Annotated in this window: 16 protein-coding genes; 8 read left to right on the top strand and 8 right to left on the bottom strand. The window is 46.9% G+C overall.

Annotation, left to right across the window (positions count from 1 at the left end):
- Positions 1 to 229: 229 nt before the first annotated feature.
- Genes WC647_12875 through rnhA form a run of 4 tightly spaced genes read left to right on the top strand, consistent with a single transcriptional unit; the run spans position 230 to position 3,699 of the window.
- Positions 230 to 1,639: a TldD/PmbA family protein gene (locus WC647_12875; protein MFA6223200.1), complete on the top strand. Its 1,410-nt coding sequence runs from the start codon at positions 230 to 232 to the stop codon at positions 1,637 to 1,639.
- 22 nt (positions 1,640 to 1,661) lie between these two features.
- A complete protein-coding gene (gene ftsY / locus WC647_12870) occupies positions 1,662 to 2,804 on the top strand; it encodes a signal recognition particle-docking protein FtsY (protein MFA6223199.1) in 1,143 nt (380 codons plus the stop codon).
- A gap of 2 nt (positions 2,805 to 2,806) precedes the next feature.
- The gene (locus tag WC647_12865; protein MFA6223198.1) at positions 2,807 to 3,202 is read left to right on the top strand and encodes a secondary thiamine-phosphate synthase enzyme YjbQ; all 396 of its coding nucleotides are present in this window, start codon (positions 2,807 to 2,809) and stop codon (positions 3,200 to 3,202) included.
- A gap of 20 nt (positions 3,203 to 3,222) precedes the next feature.
- Positions 3,223 to 3,699, top strand: a complete 477-nt coding sequence (gene rnhA / locus WC647_12860; protein MFA6223197.1) for a ribonuclease HI — start codon at positions 3,223 to 3,225, stop codon at positions 3,697 to 3,699.
- A 101-nt stretch (positions 3,700 to 3,800) separates the two neighbouring features.
- On the opposite strand, the gene WC647_12855 is transcribed toward rnhA, so the two are convergent.
- From WC647_12855 to alr, 3 genes are all read right to left on the bottom strand, one after another.
- The gene (locus WC647_12855; protein ID MFA6223196.1) at positions 3,801 to 4,865 is read right to left on the bottom strand and encodes a radical SAM/SPASM domain-containing protein; all 1,065 of its coding nucleotides are present in this window, start codon (positions 4,863 to 4,865) and stop codon (positions 3,801 to 3,803) included.
- Positions 4,866 to 4,974: 109 nt separating this feature from the next.
- The gene (locus tag WC647_12850) at positions 4,975 to 6,072 is read right to left on the bottom strand and encodes a glycosyltransferase family protein (protein ID MFA6223195.1); all 1,098 of its coding nucleotides are present in this window, start codon (positions 6,070 to 6,072) and stop codon (positions 4,975 to 4,977) included.
- A 60-nt stretch (positions 6,073 to 6,132) separates the two neighbouring features.
- A complete protein-coding gene (gene alr, locus WC647_12845; GenBank protein ID MFA6223194.1) occupies positions 6,133 to 8,691 on the bottom strand; it encodes an alanine racemase in 2,559 nt (852 codons plus the stop codon).
- Between the two features lie 443 nt (positions 8,692 to 9,134).
- On the opposite strand from alr, the gene WC647_12840 reads away from it, so the two are divergent.
- Both WC647_12840 and WC647_12835 read left to right on the top strand, forming a co-directional pair.
- Complete coding sequence (locus WC647_12840; protein MFA6223193.1) at positions 9,135 to 10,355, top strand: phosphodiester glycosidase family protein; 1,221 nt, start codon at positions 9,135 to 9,137, stop codon at positions 10,353 to 10,355.
- A 48-nt stretch (positions 10,356 to 10,403) separates the two neighbouring features.
- Complete coding sequence (locus WC647_12835; protein MFA6223192.1) at positions 10,404 to 11,030, top strand: LysE family transporter; 627 nt, start codon at positions 10,404 to 10,406, stop codon at positions 11,028 to 11,030.
- A 40-nt stretch (positions 11,031 to 11,070) separates the two neighbouring features.
- Here WC647_12835 and WC647_12830 read toward each other — a convergent pair whose 3' ends face one another.
- Together WC647_12830 and WC647_12825 are read right to left on the bottom strand one after the other, a co-directional pair.
- Positions 11,071 to 11,583, bottom strand: coding sequence for an O-acetyl-ADP-ribose deacetylase (locus WC647_12830; GenBank protein ID MFA6223191.1), 513 nt, complete (start codon positions 11,581 to 11,583; stop codon positions 11,071 to 11,073).
- 57 nt (positions 11,584 to 11,640) lie between these two features.
- Positions 11,641 to 12,321, bottom strand: a complete 681-nt coding sequence (locus tag WC647_12825; GenBank protein MFA6223190.1) for a CBS and ACT domain-containing protein — start codon at positions 12,319 to 12,321, stop codon at positions 11,641 to 11,643.
- Positions 12,322 to 12,677: 356 nt separating this feature from the next.
- Here WC647_12825 and WC647_12820 point away from each other — a divergent pair, with 356 nt between their 5' ends.
- On the top strand, positions 12,678 to 14,324 hold the full coding sequence (locus tag WC647_12820; protein MFA6223189.1) for a hypothetical protein: 1,647 nt from the start codon (positions 12,678 to 12,680) through the stop codon (positions 14,322 to 14,324).
- 90 nt (positions 14,325 to 14,414) lie between these two features.
- Here WC647_12820 and WC647_12815 read toward each other — a convergent pair whose 3' ends face one another.
- The 3 genes from WC647_12815 to WC647_12805 all read right to left on the bottom strand — a co-directional run bounded on the left by WC647_12815 (position 14,415) and on the right by WC647_12805 (position 16,927).
- Positions 14,415 to 15,254 (bottom strand): hypothetical protein, encoded by an 840-nt coding sequence (locus WC647_12815; GenBank protein ID MFA6223188.1) that lies wholly within the window; start codon positions 15,252 to 15,254, stop codon positions 14,415 to 14,417.
- A 265-nt stretch (positions 15,255 to 15,519) separates the two neighbouring features.
- A complete protein-coding gene (locus tag WC647_12810; protein ID MFA6223187.1) occupies positions 15,520 to 15,870 on the bottom strand; it encodes a hypothetical protein in 351 nt (116 codons plus the stop codon).
- A 241-nt stretch (positions 15,871 to 16,111) separates the two neighbouring features.
- Positions 16,112 to 16,927, bottom strand: a complete 816-nt coding sequence (locus WC647_12805) for a SprT family zinc-dependent metalloprotease (protein ID MFA6223186.1) — start codon at positions 16,925 to 16,927, stop codon at positions 16,112 to 16,114.
- Positions 16,928 to 17,011: 84 nt separating this feature from the next.
- Here WC647_12805 and WC647_12800 point away from each other — a divergent pair.
- On the top strand, positions 17,012 to 18,756 hold a 1,745-nt coding region (locus WC647_12800; protein MFA6223185.1), incomplete at its 3' end, for a PAS domain S-box protein.

The following is an 18,756-nucleotide window of genomic DNA, read 5'->3' as shown; positions in this document are numbered from 1 at the left end:
GCAGAAACTAGAAAACTGGGCTTTGGCGCTGTCTTGAACATCACGACCTCCATTAGTATTAATATAGATTATATAAAAATAAATCATATAGTTCAATTAATTTTAAATAATTAACATTAACTATAATGTCTTCACGGCGCTGTATTTTCTCGGGCGGTGATGCTAACATCCAATTCGGTATCGGCTCAGGAATCTGAACCTCGAATGGAACAGGAAAGGCGCTGTCCAGATGCATCCAGACATTGAATACCTGAAAAAAATTGTGAAAAAACTCGCTTGCAACCAGGGAGTCCATTTTGTAGACGCGTTCTTTGAAGAGAAAACAGGTTCAACGATAGTTTTCGAAAACGGCAGGGTGGACCGGGTAAGGCAGGGAATTGATTCAGGGCTCGGCATAAGAGTAATCAGGAATCACGCCACTTACTATGGTTTTTCGACAAGAGTCGACATGGAAGCGGTGGACGATCTGGCAAGGGTTATTCACGAAGCTTCGATGCTGAGTCCCAAGGATAATGATGTTGTTTTTTCAGTTAACAGTAGAAAGCCTGTTTCAGACATTCAGGTTGATCCCGCTGCTGCAGGCATTGCTGAGAAGATTGGCCTGCTTAAACAGGCTGATGAAGTAGCCAGGTCACATGGCCCTGAAGTTATTCAGGTCAGGTGTGTTTTTTCTGATGAAAACAGGAGAGTGGTACAGGTAAATTCGGATGGCGCAGTAATCGATTACCCCAGGAAGGGCCTTGTGTTCATAACCCATGTTACGGCGCGTTCAGGGGATATTCTCCAGACGGGATACGAGTCGGCCGGTGGTCAAGTCGGGATGGAACTCTTTGTTGATGACATGATCGCAAAAATTGCGAATATTTCCGCTGGAAGAGCGCTAACTATGTTACATGCGCGGGAAGCTCCTTCAGGACGGATGCCGGTGGTTCTGGAGAGTGAGGCCGGGGGAACGATGATACACGAGGCGGTGGGCCATGGCCTCGAAGCTGATTTGGTCGGTGAGAACATGAGTGTTTACGCCGGCTCTATGGGTAGAAAAATAGCCTCTGATTTCGTCAGCGTGATTGACGACCCAACCATGCCCAACAGAAGAGGCTCATACCCGTTTGATGATGAGGGTGTTGAATCACGTCCCAACCTATTGATCGAAAATGGCTATTTGAAGGGATTTATGTATGACAGATTAAGCGCCTTCAAACAGAACGCCGCGCCGACCGGAAACGGGAGAAGGGAATCATACCGACACAAGCCCATCCCCAGGATGTCGAATACATATATAGCTCCTTCAAACACGAATCCGGGAGAAATCCTAGGATCCACACCGGTTGGTCTCCTGGTAAGGAAAATGGGTGGAGGAGAGGTAAACACAGTCAATGGCGATTTCGTTTTTGAAGTGGCAGAGGGATACCTGATTGAAAATGGCCGTCAGGGAGATCCGGTACGTGGAGCTACCCTGGTAGGAAACGGTCCTAGAGCGTTGATGGACATTGACATGGTCGGCAATGATCTCGGATTTTCCATAGGCACATGCGGAAAAGACGGGCAAGGAGCCCCGGTATCGGACGCGCAACCAACTTTAAGAATAGGGACGCCGGACAAACCTGAAACATGGTTGACCATCGGTGGAACCGCCTGATCACCCCAGAGAGAAACCTGATATGTCTGAGGAAAAAAAGAAAACAGGAATTTTTGGTCGCTTATTCAAACGTAACCGTTTTGAAGAGAACAAAGCGGAAGAAGTCGTCATCGAAGACGCGATACTAAAAGAACCGGAAACAGAACCTAAAGAAATAGAAGCATTTGATTCTCTTGAAGATTCTAAGGAAGAAGTTCCTGAAGAACTTTCAAAGGAAGAGGAAGAAGCCAAAGAATTCGTTCGTTTAAAGACCGGTTTAACCAAGACCAGGAAGGGTTTTTTAAAAAATCTGGATGAAATCTTCCTCGGTAAAAGAGAACTTGACGAGAAAACGCTGAACAGCCTTGAAGAGGCGCTGGTCAGAGCCGATATAGGCGTGCAGACTTCCTACGAACTGTTGGATAAAGTCACGGAAAGGGTCAAGAGACGAGAGATTGACGATCCTCAAAAGGTTATCAGGCACATAAAGGAAATGATAAGGGAATCTCTCGAAGAAGTGGAGGCCCCCCTGAGAGTCGGTTACGGGACCGAGCCTTTTGTCGTAATGGTAATTGGTGTAAATGGCTCTGGAAAGACAACCACCATAGCCAAAATGGCCGCAAGACATAAAGCGGCTAACCGGAAAGTGATGATGGTAGCTGGTGATACATTTCGAGCCGCCGCAGTGGAACAATTACAGATATGGGGAGACAGAATCGGCTGCGAAGTCGTTAAAGGAAAGCCGCAAGCCGACCCGTCATCAGTAGCCTTTGAGGCCATAGAACGCGCAATTAAAGAGGATTTTGAGCTTGTTCTGGTCGATACCGCCGGCCGTCTTCACACCAGGGTTCCACTAATGGAGGAATTGAAAAAGGTACGCAGGATCCTGGGCAAGAAGATACCAAGCTCACCCCACGAAACTCTTTTGGTCATAGACTCATCCATGGGCCAGAACGCGATTCTTCAGGCCAGAACTTTCAATGAAGCCATACCTGTAACAGGGGTGGCATTGACCAAACTGGATGGCACCTCAAAAGGTGGTGTAGTAGTGGGGATATCGAAAGAGTTGAAGATTCCAATCAGATTCATAGGCATCGGCGAAAAAATGGATGATCTTCGGGATTTCAACGCAAGACAGTTTGCTGAAGCGCTATTTTTCTCGGATGAATCAACAGAAAGCGACTGAATATGGATACAATTACTGTCAAGACATCATCACGCATACAGTTTGTAGATATTACTTCGGATATCAGGCGAATCGTAGAGAAAAGAGGCCTAACAGACGGAATAGCCATGGTGTATGTGCCTCACACTACGGCTGGGATCACCATTAATGAAGCCGCGGACCCTGATGTGGTTTCTGATCTCAACAACAAATTGTCCCAATTGATCCCTTGTGAAACAATGTACCGGCATGCGGAAGGAAATTCGGACGCTCATATAAAAGCTTCTTTGATGGGTTCTTCAGTCCAGATCATTATTTCCGATTCAAAGCTTGTTTTGGGTGTATGGCAGGGAGTATTTTTCTGTGAGTTCGATGGGCCTCGAACCAGAAAAGTTCATGTAAAATTGATCTCATGTTAGGAACCCAAAAGGAGCCGAGTGTGGGGGATTCCTCTTCAAACTCAATTGTGGAGATTTTCACCGATGGAGCGTGCAAAGGCAATCCCGGCCCAGGTGGATGGGCCGCTATTTTACGCTTCGGAGAGCACGAGAAGATTTTATCAGGAGCGGATCCTGATACCACTAATAACCGGATGGAGTTGACAGCGGCCATTAAAGCTCTGGAAGCCCTGAAAAGGCCGTGCTCGATAAGATTGGCCACAGATTCAAAATACCTTATGCTGGGAATCACTGAATGGCTAAAGAGCTGGAAAGTCCGAAACTGGAAGACTTCTCAAAATGCCCCGGTGAAAAATGACGATCTGTGGAAAAAGCTGGATCACCTGAACTCGAGACATAAGGTTCAGTGGTCGTGGGTACGAGGCCACATTGGTCATCCGGAAAACGAACTCGCGGACCAGCTAGCGAGAAAGGCTCTCAAGGACTTATTGTCTGAAAACAACAATCATAAGCCTTAAGGCTGTCAGATATACCCCAAAGCCATTGTCTCCGGGACCCCTTGGAAGTTTTGTATAGAGGCCCCTGAAATCCTCACTAATCAGCCGGTTTCTTGGCGGAATTATGCGCCACCTGTTCGATGGCTCTGTTTCGCATTCGGGTTTAACTGCAAATATTCTTTCAAGTGTTTCTGCTGGTGCACTTTTTCACATTTCAGACACGTGTGAACAAGATCGGTGTTTAAATCACCGACCGCCGCAGAATCAAAAAGCTTCCTCGCCAAGACATAAGGTCTGTTGTTGCGAATTTTTTTTATGTCATCGGTAGCGATATTAGCGAAATCATCTTCCTTAAAATAAAGGTAATAGCAGGGTGTGATTCCGCCATCTGCGTTCAACACGATCAAATGCCACAATTGATGGCAATGTTTGACGTCGGACAAAATGTACTTAGGGTCATCACGCGCGCCTACAAGCGCCTCTTCTGGTCCTGAGCCGTCCATAATTCTGAACGCTGTTACACCCAAATCCTGGGCAATTTTCCTGGCTGCCTGAACTTCATGCTGATTGTGTTTGAACAAAATGTAATGCAATTCGACCATGGGTAACCAGGTTCCGGTTCGTTTCTTGAAATCGGCCAGAAATTTAAGACCAGCAGTGATCCTATCCAACTGTCCACCACGATGATACGTCTCATAGACTTCTTGAGACGCCCCGCTGCAGCTCACTACCATGTGATCCAGGCCTGCCTTGCAAACCCTTTCCAGAACGTCCAAATCCTTAATGTTGAGATTGGTTGAAAGAGATGTAAATACATTTCGTTCGTGACAAATGCGCACCAGCGTTTCTATTTTGGGGTGCAACAGCGGCTCTCCCCAATTGTAAAAATTCGCGCTTAGAAGATATGGAGCCAGTTTGTCTATGAATGACTCTGCGAGAGAGACATCGAGCATGGTTTTTTTTCTTCCGCTATCCCTCCCGGCTCCTGTCGGACAATATGGACATTGCAGATTACATATATTGGTAGGCTCTATCACGGCGGAATAGGGCATGGATTTTGGTCTTGCTACACGGAAAAAACATTCTGTCTCACATCGAAGAAAATTGAAAACCTTCCTGAAAGTCAAATAAGGCATGCCGGCCCGAGAAAGGGGAATGAGCCTGCCCCATTTACCAAACGTAACCATAAGAAACCTCCCACATTTCAAATCCGATACACAACATTGATGAGGTCAACGTGTTTGTAGATTACAACATTTTGAATCTATTCTCAAAAAATCCAAAATAAATCCCTGATCATTGTTGCAATAAATACTTATATCGACTCAACGACGAACGGCCATCAGTCCTGGATTCCCCGCAAGTGACCATTTGTTCCAGGAGCGCAACCAGCCCATCATTTCCTGCATTGTGACGATTGGTTATGTTTAACGTGAATTCGTTGATTCCGGACTCAAAGGCTTCAAAAAGATATTTGGAAAAATTTAATGAGGTCGAAAATTGTCCAAAACCATATTGTGCCACAAAATATGCGTTTAAGAATTGTTCATACGCGTCCGCGATAGGAAATGACAGCACTGGTTTCCCGAAATGAAGCGCTTCGCAGATGACGTTGTGCCCCCCGTTGACAATTACATAGCGTGAGCTTGCCAGGTCTTCCACAAAACCATCCGCTGAATAAGCTTTAAAAAACAGATTCTTGTCAGGAGGCTTTGCTCCAAAACCGTAAATCAGAAACGGAGTATCTATCTCTTTTAGGACCGGAAAGAGCTTATGGAAGGTTGGGGAAGTCTGATAAACGAGGACATGCTCCCCATCCCTGGAAATTGTTTTTTTAACGGCGCTGCGAACAATTGGGGCGAAGACAGCAGTCGTTTCGGGATTAACAGGGGGCAGATCAAAGAATGAAACTATCAGGAATTTGGAACAGTTACTATAGAGATACCTCACGGAAGAGCGCGTCATGAATCGATTGAGCCTTTCCCGGGAAGGTGGATCATATATGCAGTGCGTGAGAACATGCTGATGATCGAGGCTGACGCATGATCGATTCATGCTCAAAGCCGCTATAGGTGTGAAATACTCATAATTTGTAAGGATTAGGTCCGGATCATAGTCTTCAATAATATCCTTTACTCTTTGACGAATCCTTCGACTGGCAAGAATGGTTCTCACAGCGTTACTTGCCGTGGCTATAATATCTACCTTATTATTTCTATAAAAAGTGGATAACATGGGCAAAGGCTCCACGCAATAACCGCTCTCTCGAAGACTCGTAACTTTTCCCCCTCCCAGGAAAAGGAATTCGTGTTGAGGCATTTGTGTGGCTAAAGTCAGGGCTTCCATGACATGTCCGCCCGCGTCGCCCATGACTCCATACAATATCCGTCCCATTATAAAACCTTGCGTTTATCTTGCTGTCTGATGTGAGATAAAGATCATGTTTGACTGAAATTAACTCTGAACAAAAATTCGGGTAACCCGAGGCGAAATCTTGCATACGATTTCATAATTAATAGTGCCACCGTTGGCGGCTATCTCGTCAGGCAGGATCTCCTCGTTTTCCTGACGACCTATAAGCACAACTTCATCTCCCACCGACGCTTCGGGTATGTTTGTGACATCCAGCATCAGTGTATCCATGCAGACAGTGCCGACAACAGGAACGCGTTGGCCTCTGACCAAAACCTGGCCACGATTTGATTGGAACCGGGGATAACCATCGTTGTATCCAACCTGAATCGTCGCAATACGGGAGCCCTGACAGGTAACAAAGCGACGATTGTATGAAATGCATCTGCCGGCCGGGTGGAGTTTGATCTGCGCGATCTTGGTTGAGAATGTAATGACCTGGTCCAGATCTATGATCCTGCTAACACATTCGGACGGATACATCCCGTAAATGGCCAAACCTGGTCTCACCATATTATAGCGTGTCTGGGGGAATCTTACCAAAGCCGAGGTATTGGCCGCGTGAACATATCTGAAAGAGTAACCCGCTGTATGAGCCTGGTTCAGAACTTCATCGAAAGCGGATACTTGCGTCATGGTGTAACAATCCGAATCAGGGTCGTCAGCGCTCGAGAAGTGGGTCATGATTCCTTCAACCATAAGGTTTTCCATCTCAAAAACCTTTTGAATAAAGGGCAAAGCTTCTTCGTGCCAAACCCCGGAACGCCCCATACCAGTGTCAATCTTCAAGTGAACCGGTACCTTGGAACGTCCTTTGGCGGCCGTGTTTAGGGCCTCGGCGAGTTCTAGCGACGGAATAACTGAACTCAGCCGGTAACGCATTATCTTGTCGGCTTCCTCGGGCAAAACGTTGAACACAAGGATTGGAGCGTCTATCCTGTTTTCCCGCAAAGTGGCCCCCTCATCCGGGAAAGCCACAGCCAGGTAAGTCACGCCATTTTCAAGAGCGATCTTTGAGGTTCTAATTGAATCATTTCCATACCCAAAACTCTTGACTACCGACATTATTTCTACAAAATCGCCCACAATGGCCCGTATCTTTTTAATGTTAGAAGCTATGGCGTCCAGGTTCACAACTAGACGTGTCGGTCCTATTGACCCTACAAGTTCGCGGGCAAGACGTTCCAGCCGAAACCATCGTGATCCTTTAAACAGGACCACATCCCCACGATTCATGACCTTTTCAAGCTCCCGCGCCGCCTCGCTGTGTGTTCGGGCATGCGATATATTCGCCGGGTTAAAACCTTCACTCGAAGCGGCCCGCCCGATAAGCTTCGCATTTTCGCCCACTGTTATGAGGTGGTCTATGCCGGCTCTCGCCACATCCGCTCCTACAGCGATATGCTCCTCCCTGCTATGAAGGCCCAGATCCAACATTTCACTGAGTATCGCTATCTTGCGTCTTCCCTGACCGACCTTGGTCAAAGCGTCAATAGCGCCTTTCATGGAGGCCGGGTCCGAATTGTACGTGTCATTGATTAGAGTGATGCCGGTAACCGTAGTATGAATTTCCAGCCTCATCGGAGATGGTCGAAAATCTTCCAAACCCTTCTTTATATTCGTCACCGAAGCGCCCAGCATTTTCCCGGCGGCCGCGGCGGCGAGGGCGTTGACAATATTAAATTGCCCAGCCACTGGCAGAGATATGTCAACTACGCGATCAAAGATTTTCATCTTGAAATAATGCCCCTTTTCAGGGGCAGGGATAGCGTCTATGGCTCTGACATCCGCGTTTTCGGCAAAACCAAACGTTACGATCCTGGCTTTTGATCGATTCATGTAGGTCATGCTAAGGGGGTCATCGGAATTTAGGATCAGGAAAGAATCGCTTGTCAGGTTCTTGAACAGTTGTATTTTTTGTTCCAGTGTGTTTTCAAGGCTGCCCAATCCACCTATATGAGCTTTGCTGATCACTGTCAGCAACCCATGATCAGGCTTTATCATACGCTCCAGCTTTTCCATTTCACCTGGAAGACTGATTCCCGCTTCAATTATGGCGACTTCATGTTCCGGTCTGATTCCTAAAAGAGCTAGAGCCGCTCCTATCTGGGTGTTATAGGACAGTGGAGATCGGTAGGTCTTACGGTCCAAACAGAGTATCGCTGCAAGCATTTCTTTAACCAGCGTTTTGCCGTTGCTGCCTGTAATCCCTATAACAGGGATGTCAAACTGCGCGCGATGAAACGCCGCCAACTTCTGAAGAGCCTCCAGAGTATCCGTGACTTCTATAAGAGTAGAATTTCGTGGTATTTCTTTTTCGAAAAGGTCCGGTCGATCCACAACCGCAGCTTTGACTCCTGATTTTAGAGCGTCAAGAGCGAAGTCAACGCCGCTAAAATGGGGCCCTTTTATCGCCCAGAATATATGATTCGCGCCCATTGGCTTGCGGGTATCGATGGAGACTCCTGAAATTGGTCCGAATCCGGCGCCTTTTACGCGGAGGGGCTCTATAATTTCGATGACTTGACTTAGATCCATAAAATTCATGTTATCGATACCGGGATTTTCCACCAGGTTCGAGCTTACACAATTTGAGGCCATCTACTTCCCCCAGTCTGCTCGATATGAAACGTCGGTCATTTTTTGCGCCTCTCCAGGAAACAATTTTTCGATTATTTTTCCTCTGTTCGTCAACGCTCTAACACTTTAATAAGCTATTTTCAACATCGAGAGGGCGAGGCCTTTGAATGAATCGTCGAAAATTGCTTGACACAGCCGGATATAATAATATGCTTCAACCGATCGACAGAGAGAGGTTGTTTCGTCAAATGATTCGTCATGGGCTAAGATTAGTTTGATCGAAATATACCTTGATTCCTATTGGTTAGTTAGAATAGACCGACCGGCGAGAACAGATTTCTGAGCGTCGAGTCGCCTTTGCAGATTGAATTTTTCGGGTCATCTTGATATAATAAGATTGATCATTTATAAATTGTGTTTAATTGAGGGAACATTCTTTTAGTAATTAATCCGAAGGGAGTGAAATGGTGGGTAATCGTTTGTTTATGTTTCTGAAACCAACATTTCTCGTGGTGATGTTTTGTATTCTTGGGGCTTCGTTAGTTTCCGCTAACGAATCACCAGTTTCTACCGAAGACGTGGCTGATAACCACCTACAAGAAAACGACAAGAATCTGGAAAAAGCGCTATTTGAGTACGCGCCGCTACCAGACTGGCTGGAAGCGGTCCTCAACGGTGTTCCGGAACAAAAAGAAAATAAACTTAACGCCAGGCTGGACGATCAGGATTTCAGCAATGAAGTAGAACAGAGTTTTACCAGTCCGATGAGGGAGGAACTGCAACTTGCCGGCATGGGGATCAAAACCCTTGAAAATATTCCTCCTTTGTACACTTCACCCAAGATTGACGGAGAAGGTGTTTGGTTAAGCGCCGACACACCTGCCGGGTCAGACGGAAAGCCTTTAATTTACAAGACGGTATATCGCCCGAGTATCGAGTTCCCCAATGCGGTGGTTTACATGGCGGTCTTCGATATTAGCCGTCTCAAAACCAGGCTCTTTATAGGGCAAACAGAGCCCGGCATATATCAGGTTTCAGATACTGCGCCACGGGAGTCTCTATCAAGAATAGTCGCAATCACAAACGCAATGTGGATGCAACAACATGCCAGAGGCGCGGGGGCCATATTTAGGGGCCGTGTCGTATACCCGATGGTGCCGGGAATGGCCACACTTGTCGTGTATAATGATGACTCAGTAGACGTGCTCGAATGGACCAATGACATTCCTGTTTCTATTGTTAAGGACGCCCGCCAGTTGCGACACCTGATCGTTAAAGACGGCAATGTCGTCAATCAGGTAGTTAAAAACGGTAAGCCGACTGATTCAGAAATAGGCCTTGGTGGATTTCTGATTGACAATGACGGCGGCAGTACGATGAACAAGGAGTTTTGGTTTCTGGCGAATAGAACGGCTTTCGGCATAAGAGACGACGGGAATCTTGTGTTTGCCATGGGGCACCATATCAGCACGAAAGACATGGCCAAGGCCCTTGTCCTTGCAGGATGCAAAAGGGCTATTCATGGTGACGCAAATATTCACAACATAGTGTGCAATTTTTATTTCAGAGATGAAAACAACAAAATAGTTAAACGAGACAGACTCTCGCCGGAACAGCTTCAATACACCATGAAGCGCTATGATCAAGGGTACGCCAAGGATTTCTTCGCTTTTTACGAAAAATAGGATGTCTATAAGGGCCCGGGTGTTCTGTTTTCATGAGCCCGACAGTTTATGCCCGTAAATTACTATATTAACGGCCTGATAATAGGTTTCTCTCTTGCTATTCCCGTCGGCCCGATCGGACTGTTGCTCATCAGGAGGACTTTGACCCGAGGCAGGATGGTCGGTTTGGTCTCGGGACTGGGAGCAGCGACCGCCGACGCTATCTATGGAGCTATTGCCGGTTTCGGAATAACACTTTTATCCAATTTTCTTGTTAGACATTCAATTGTTCTTCGATTGATGGGAGGGGCTTTCCTTTGCTATCTGGGGGGCAGGATCTTTTTCTCAAAACCAAGGGAAAGAGCTACCAAAGGCGCCGAAGAGAACATACTTCACGACTATCTATCAACTCTCTTCCTGACGCTGACCAACCCACTAACTATTCTGTCCTTTGCCGCCATTTTCGCCGCGGCGGGTGTTGTCGTCATTCCTGGGGAATACTATTCGACTGCGACGTTGGTATTGGGAGTTTTCAGCGGATCATGCCTGTGGTGGGTCATATTGAGTGGCATGGTAAGCTTTTGCCATGGCAAACTTGACACGACCGGCATCCTCGTGCTCAACAAGATATCAGGCGCAATTATAGCCGCGTTCGGTGTGATGATTTTTGTCAGCGTTCAAATGTGGCCACAATAAAAACGAATCGTAAAATCCCAGAGATTCCGGGCCTGGGCCGCTAAAGACCCGCAAGTTGTTTTGCGTATACCATTAGATCGCGACCTGAGAATGATACGAAAACAGCTCGTTCGATCTCAGGGAAGCGTTTCAGTTGGTCCATGGATGTTTGCAGAGCGATTTCACAAGCCTCATTTATTGGATAGCTATAAACCCCTGTGCTTATAGAAGGGAAAGCCAGAGAGTGGAGGCCATTTTGCGCCGCCACCTCAAAACATCTCCGGTAACAGCTCCTCAGCTTTTCGGCTTCTCCTGACCCCCCTCCACGATAGATGGGCCCGACAGTGTGAATCACATGACGGGCTGGTAAATTATAACCCCTGGTGATTTTTGCGTCCCCGGTTTCGCAACCTCCCAAAGTCCTGCACTCATCGACCAATTGGGGGCCCAAAGCCCGATGTATAGCTCCGTCTACTCCCCCTCCGCCCAAAAGACTATTGTTTGCAGCGTTCACAATCGCGTCGACCGAAAACCTGGTCAAATCACCAAGAGCCAAATGGATTCTTTCCTTCATGGGTATCTCCGAATTGGCGAAAGACGGGTTGTTGGAACCCAGTCAAGAACATTAATTCTAGTAATAGATCTCTCTAACATTTTCCTTATGATCAACCATGTACAGCATTTTAGCTTTCTGTTTCAATTCTTCGGTAAGGCTACCAAGTTTTTCACGGTCAATGTTAAACGCCCGTATGTAGACTTGGCGATAGCCTTCCGGGGCCATGTCGTATGAACTCAGAATGCTTACCAGTCGGGCGTTGTAACTTCGAATCACATCAGTAACTTCCTTGATCGATCCAGGTTTATCTTCCAAAATAAATCCGAAAAGAACGCCTCTGTGTGCGAGACCGCTCAAAGACATCAAGGCCCTAAACATGTCACTCTTGGTAATTATTCCTTTAAGTTCACCAGTTGCGTCCACAACGGGAGCCCCGGAAATTTTGTGATTGAGTAATATCTCCGCCGCCTCTTCCATGGTCAGGTCCATGGATAAGGTCACGGGATGCCTGCTCATGATGGCGCCCACTTCGAGTTTTGACAACAGATACAGGATCCTCTGAATATCGAGCATGACAGCGTCGGAAGGCGACGCCCGCTTGATATCGCGATCCGTAACAATACCGACCAGTTTGCCATCTTCAAGAACCGGCATCATGCTGACATCATGTTCCATCAATAAATTTATAGCTTGCTGCATTGAATCGTTCGCATTTATAGTTACCACTTTTGTACTCATCCAGTCTTTGACCAGCATATTTTACCTCCCTGCCAGGAAAGAAATCACCGGGGACGCCCGGAACCAGAATACGAAGTCAGCGTTATTACCTCTATTCATTTCTCCGATAGCCCCCTTATTTGATTAGCAATTGGTATGCCAAAAAACACCAAATGTTTTTGATTCCGATTTTGAATAAATGATAGACTTTAATTTCTTACCAGTAAACAAGTTTTTGGACATGCGACGAATCTCAGCGCGACCATGTATGAACGACCATTTCACCAGCATGACGTCGCTTTAGTCACTCTATCATAGAATAAAAAGTCTTTTCGTGTATATTTGGAATCAATTCTAATTTATTGAAACTCGTCCGGTCTCAATCTGGGGTTTTTGTGAGAAAAACTCTTCATCTCTTTAGAGCGCTCATCACTTCATCGCTTCTGTGTGTTCCCAGTTTGTGCCTGGCCTGGGAATTCAACATTGAGTCAGCCCTGTTGAGTTTTCGCTATGTCTACGCTTCTCAGGCCGGTTCTAATGGATTCTTCGGCGCTTTCAATATAGATAATAGTTTCAGGAAAGGGGACCTGGCGCCACTCAACGGATGGTTTCAGAGGAAAATGATATCAGGAACCACTGCCGAAACTTCTTTCAGTCGTTTTTCCATATTTCCTGTGTTGAAACTCAACAAGGCGGTAGAGATCCGCGGCACGTACAGGATAGCTTCCGATATCACAAACAACCTGGCGGCCATACAGGATCCCGATCTGGAGAATGTTATTTCCTACGGGCGTTGGACCAGGCTGTGGGCTACAGTTGATACCCCGCTTGGGAAACTCTATTACGGCAGGCGAGGCTTCCAGCAAGGGCTCGGGCTACAATTCAGCAGCGCTGAAACGGCCGAAGAGATTTTTGAAAGTGGACGCAGGACAGTGGAAATATTTCAGTTGGAAAGTTATTGGGGGCCTTTCACAATTGGGGCGGGTTTTTACCCATGGCGACTGGGTGGTAAGGATTACTGGAATATCGAGGATCAAAACGCCGCACGATCGACTCATGTGTTGGGGTATTTAAGGTATGCGGCGGGGACCATTGACACTGGCCTGGGCGGTTTCTATTTCGCTTTTCATGAAGGTCCCGAATCGAAACAGTCAGTTTCAGCGCGAAAGTCCTATTCGCCACGTAACACGAGCGCTACAGAAGGCTGGTTGTATTTGAAATTCAACAACGGAAGGCTTTTCTTTAACACGGAAGCTGATTGGTATTATCGAACGATAAAATACCAAAACGCGGAGGATGGGAGTTTTCCCGGGCCTGATTATGACATGGATCCTCTTTTGAATGATTTACCTCCCTATATCGAATCGTGGCGATACATGGCGGAATTCGGCGCTTATTCAGGTCCGGCAAAGGCGAGTTTTCTGTTTGCCCACATGCCTGGCCCTGACAGAAGACACGGTATTCTCATAGATAAACAACCATTCATCCAGGACCCCGAGAGGAGCGCTTATGCGGTATTCTATCCGTATAGTGTGCTCATGGGTAAATACTATATGGCGGGCGTCAATTCGTACAGGGACATGTCCGCTTCAGATGTGGCCGCAGTCAGACTCGACTACATGGTCGCAAGCAACCTGGATGTAATGGCGAGTGTCATGAAGGCGTATCGTTCCTCTTACGGATATGGTTTGGGCTACGTCAAGCCTGATTCTACCTATGACAATACTCTCTCTGTTTATACTCGATTCGGTTACGTGGCCTTCAATCAACCAGGTAGTTATGATTATCCAGCGCCTGCCATTCCAGACAGGGATCTTGGTTGGGAATTCAATGCGGGCATCGTCTGGAAGCTACTTGAAAATTGGCGCCTTTATGCTCGCGGGGCATATTGGCAGCCCGGGAAGTGGTTCAATTACGCCTGCGTGGACAAGTCTGTCTCAAACTGGGACAATCCATCTTCGACCAACAATTTTGGAACCAACCCGAACAGGACCATCGCCCCCATATTTGGATTCGAATTGTATCTCGACGCCCGTCTATGACATTCCCGACGTTGGCCAAATATACCGATGGCGCCAATGAAAACAGGAACAAGTAGGGGCCGGTTTGAAAGAGCCGGCCCATGACAGTATTTATTTCATAGTCCAGGAAAGCTTCCCGAGCGCTCCCCAGTCTCCCTCATATTTACCCGGCTTTCCGGGAATCATGTTTCCCATGGCCCCGGTAATCAAAACCTGTCCCGGTTCTATGGACCAACCGTGGGCAGTCGCTTCATTAACAAGCCAGAGCAACGCTTTCCATTGGTCGCCCATGACGTCCGCAGCCTTTCCTTCGTTCACGACTTTCCCGTCCATCATCAGCGATACCTTCACCTTATCCACCGAAACCTTGTCCACTGGCAGCGGCTTACCAACGATATACTTGGAGGAAGAAACAGCGTCGACTATCAAATCTACGCCTTTCAAATCTTTCATCTCCGCAAACCTGATATCGGGTAATTCGATAGCTGGGAAAACCGCTTTGATCATTTTTTTGAGGGAATCTACGTCCTTGACCGGCCGATCGATTTTTTCCCCTGCGACATAACCTATTTCAGTCTCTATAAACGGTCTGGTAAAACTTTTGATATCCACAACCGCGTCGGGGCCAAGTTCCCCACTTTTGAACATCGGGCCGAAAACAGGCGATGAAAGGCCGAAACGTTGCTGAAGGGCGCTTGAGGTCAAGCCGGCTTTATAACCACCTATTTTGTCGCCTTTGCTCAGAACTTTGTCAGCCATCTGCTTCTGTAAAGCATAGGCTTTTTGCTCAGTTAGATTTCCCAATACTGATGATGGCAGGGGAATGGTCTTTACCGCTTCATGAGCCGAGACGATATCAGCTATCAATTGCTGTTCAGAGGCCTGTGAAAGACCGGCTAGAGATAGCAAGATGATCAAAAAAGAGAACAGAAAGCAGATGTTTCTTTTCATTGTCGCCCTCCTTCGGTGATTTAAGAGTTTAGTCCAGTAGCGCCGTTTATAACGACCAACGTCTGGGTCAATTTAATCTATAATTATTGATCGGTCTTGTTATTTTTTTTGGGAGTCTTCATTGAATCTAGTTCAGTATGGTTCTTGGGCGAGCGAAAAGAAATTCGCAGGGCGGCAGCACATCTTTAAACTGCCGCCCAATCATAATGTTCATATATTTTTATGTTTCCTCTTGTCCTAGTGTATCCACAATAGTGAATCCAGGTTAAAAAGAAGTTGATTGATCGTAACATCGCCATTTGTATCCATTCCAAACACATGTCTGGTTTCCATTCTGATATGTTCCGGAATCATCAGGGGCAACGTAATAGCCCGGCGATCCCCAACCCCCATAGAATCCACGACCATGGCCATAAAAACCTTTATGAAAACCGTAACCTCCCCCATGCCCACCACCATGGCCGCCGCCATGGAAAACAGGCAGAACTGATCCTCCTAAGGGACCAAGAGTGGATACCAGTGAGTCCGGCGCAGCGAGAGCAATGTTCGGAACAATCATTCCCAGTACTACAACAACGGCTATGCCTGCCGTAAATATTGGATCTATAGTTCTCATTTCCATTTTCTCCTTACCTCAACCACTTGCTATCATTGGCTGAAGGAACCGCTAAGCACATGCGGATATTAGATTTTTGCTTTATGACTCTGGTTCTCTCTTTTAATCATTTGCAAATTAAACCAGACTAATCTCATACATTCAAAGCGCCACGCTTATCCGCCGACATGAATTCTAAATCGCTCTCACGGCGAACAAGCATAGATTTTGAAAAATAGGACGCGAAAAAGAACAAAAGGATTCAAACTGGAATTGATACGTTATCCAGTTCATCCCTGTAAACTCGCCAAAGAGGCATAAAATGGTCCATATAGGCTTTAAAGCGGTCGTTGTGACGCCGCTCAATTAGATGCGTCAATTCATGTACGATAATAAATTCCAGGCAATCCATGGGTCTTTTAGCCAATTCAAGATTAAGCCAAATACGTCTGGCTTTTCGATTACAAGTGCCCCACCGGGTTTTCATTTTCTTTATCCGCCAGTTGTCCGCCGAAACCCCTGTCACGCTTTGCCATTTTTCAATTAAGGGGGGGATGCTCTCTTGTAGTTTCAAACGGTACCATTTTGTCATTACCTTTTCGCGTTGCTCCAGTGTACTCCCAGGTCTAACATGGAGATAAATACAGGTATCGCCATGCAATTCGGCTCGTGGGGCCGCGTTCCGGGTAAAGACTGTCAATAAATGTCGCTTTCCAAAAAAATAATGCCCTTCTCCCGATACAAACTCACTCCTGGATTGGTCTTCCCGACCATCACGCTTTAATTGCTGTTTCTTGATCCAGCCAAGTTTTGAAATGCAAAACGATCTGATCGTATCGTCGTTGATTTTCAAGGGAGCGGCAATTCGGACTTTGCCGGTGGGATGGTAAAATCTTAGGCGAAGATTCTTGATGTCCTTTTTGATGACATCTATGGTGATATCGCCGACGATAATTTGATCGTTCTCAATCTTCATTAGCGCCTTAAGAAACCTGGCTACCTGGACAAGAATCGGTAAAAAAACAATTTCTTTACGAGGATTGTCCGAAACAATACAATGAGTCGAGACTCCGGACAAGCTAAACTCGATAATGTTTCCCCCCGTAAGTGTTTGGAAAGAGCCGCCTGTCTTGCTGTGGGAACAACAATAAGGATATAGTCCATGACAGCTCAGGAAACTACTGAAGAGAACCTTCTGCACAAGACATCAACGGAAACGCAGCAGGGGAGCGAAGAAGAATACCGCCTGATAACAGAAAACATGAAGGATGTTGTCTGGCAGACTACCCCAAACCTGGTCCTCACGTTCGTCACTACTTCCATCAAAAGACTTCTTGGCTATGAACCTCAGGAGCTTCTGGGGCGCTCTGTGAAGGATTTATTGTCCCCAGCGTCGCAGGAACTTGTTCGCGACCGGTATTCGGCAATAATGCCAAAACTGGCGCAACTCAAGGAAATAGACAGAGAAGTATTCGTAGTAGAACACATCCGGAAAGACGGAATAACTGTATGGACTGAAGTAGTAGTGGACCCGACTTTCGACAGCGCTGGACAATTCATGGGTTTTCAGGGGGTAACCCGGGATATCTCAGAAAGAAAAAAATCAGAAGATGCTCTTCGTGAGAGTGAACGGTTTCTGCGCCAATCTGAGAAAATAGCTCGCACAGGGGGATGGAGAGCCAATCCATTCTCTGATAGCCTCCACTGGTCACAGGGCGTGTTTGATATCATCGAAGCTCCAACTGAGTACCAGCCAGGTTTGGATGAAGGGCTGGAGTTTTATACCCCACCTTATAGACCCATCCTCAAGGATGCTATAACCAAAACCATAGAACGGGGTGAACCATTCACAGTAGAAGCAGAAGTCATAACCATTGGCGGCAAACACCTTTGGACAGAAGTTCGCGGGTTGATGCGAGTGGAAGAGGGAGAAGAACCACAAGTCGTTGGTTCCTTCCAGGACATCACGGAGCATAAACTTGCCAAGGAGGAATTAAAGAGGGCTCGGGATGAACTTGAACTTAGAGTGGAAGAGCGCACAAACAAACTGCTGAAGGCGAATGAAGAGCTTGAGATGGAAATTGCCGAGCGCGAACGGGCGGAACGGGAGTTACAGATGAGTAACCGTAAGCTGGAACTTGCCCTGGCCGTAGCGTCCCAGCTTCGGGTTCAGGCGGAGGCCGCAAGCGCAGCCAAGACTGAGTTTCTCACGAACATGAGTCATGAATTGCGGACGCCATTGACAGCGGTTATTGGTTTCTCCGATCTTCTCGGGGACCAGTTGTTCGGCAAACTCAACGAAAAGCAGTTGGGATATGTCATAGAGATTGCGGCTGCGGGACGTCATCTACTGAGACTCATCAACGACATACTGGATCTTGCCAAGGTCGAATCCGGGAAAATGGAAATTAGAATGTCCCCTGTTGACTTGAGCGCATTGCTGGGACACTGCCTGATCATGATCAGGGAAACAGCCGTGAAAAGAGGGTTGAACGTTGATCTGAAAGTGTCTGAGCAGCTTTATGAAGGACAGATTCAGGCTGATGATGTGCGACTCAAGCAGATCGTAATGAACCTGCTATCCAATGCGGCAAAGTTCACCCCATCAGGGGGGACAATTCAACTGGAAGCCAAAATACTGGGGAAAGAGATTCTGATTAGCGTTTCGGATACAGGCGTCGGAGTGAAACCGGATGATCAAAAGCGAATATTTCAGGCGTTCGAGCAGTTGGACTCATCCTTTTCACGACAGGAACAGGGCTCCGGTCTTGGATTAGCCCTGGTTCGCAAACTCGTTGAGCTTCACGGCGGCCGCATCTGGGTTGAGAGCGAGGGCGAGGGGATGGGCTCCACGTTCAAATTCATCTTTCCGTTTATCCAGGCTCAAACAGATATAGACGCTCGACT

The sequence above is a fragment of the Desulfomonilaceae bacterium genome (assembly GCA_041662605.1).
Lineage (GTDB): Bacteria > Desulfobacterota > Desulfomonilia > Desulfomonilales > Desulfomonilaceae > CAJBEZ01.
This window is presented reverse-complemented; position numbering and strand designations above follow the sequence as displayed.